This window comes from Klebsiella sp. 10982 (genome assembly GCF_048589245.1).
Taxonomy (GTDB): Bacteria; Pseudomonadota; Gammaproteobacteria; order Enterobacterales; family Enterobacteriaceae; genus Klebsiella; species Klebsiella quasivariicola.
In genome coordinates, this window is the sequence record NZ_JBMAXV010000132.1 from 1 (window position 1) to 751 (window position 751).

Genomic DNA, 751 nt, shown 5'->3' on the forward strand with positions numbered 1-751 from the left:
CCGCTGCTGGCAAACATATACCTCCACTACGTCTTCGATCTGTGGGCGCATCAGTGGCGACGTCGCTATGCCACAGGCAATGTGGTAATGGTCAGATACGCCGATGACATCGTCATCGGGTTCGACAAACGATACGATGCCCGGCGCTTCCGTATAGCCATGCAGCGCAGACTGAGGGAGTTCGGACTCACGGTTCACCCGGAGAAAACCCGTCTGATGGAGTTCGGCCGCTTCGCTGCCGAAAACCGTGCCATCAGGGGAAAAGGCAAACCAGAAACGTTCAACTTCCTCGGGTTCACGCACATCAGCGGGAAAGATCGCAACGGCAGGTTCATGCTGATACGAAAGACCCGCCGGGATCGGATGACGGCAACTCTGAAAGCCATCAAAGACGGTCTGCGAAGGCGCTGGCATTACTCAATCCCCGAACAGGGAAAATGGCTCAGGAGAGTGGTTCAGGGATACCTGAACTATCACTCGGTACCGGGCAACTTCCCCACCATGCAGAAGTTCAGGACACACGTAACAAACCTCTGGCGCCGGGCGCTCAGGCGCAGGAGCCAGAAGGATGATACGACCTGGACGAAAGCAAACAAACTGGCAGCCGCATGGCTACCAGGGGTTCGGGTTCTTCATCCATGGCCTGTGGAGCGGTTCACCGCCAGACACCCGAGGCAGGAGCCCGGTGCGTAAATCGCGCACGCCGGGATCTGTGCGGGGGGTATCCGGTAACGGGTATCCCTACCGCGAC

Annotated in this window: 1 protein-coding gene; it reads left to right on the forward strand. The window is 58.2% G+C overall.

Annotated features, from left to right (window positions below; translation table 11 throughout):
* Positions 1-693 (forward strand): reverse transcriptase domain-containing protein (locus ACKLKD_RS27920; protein WP_087804973.1); only part of this gene is annotated, 693 nt, incomplete at its 5' end.
* Positions 694-751 lie beyond the last annotated feature (58 nt).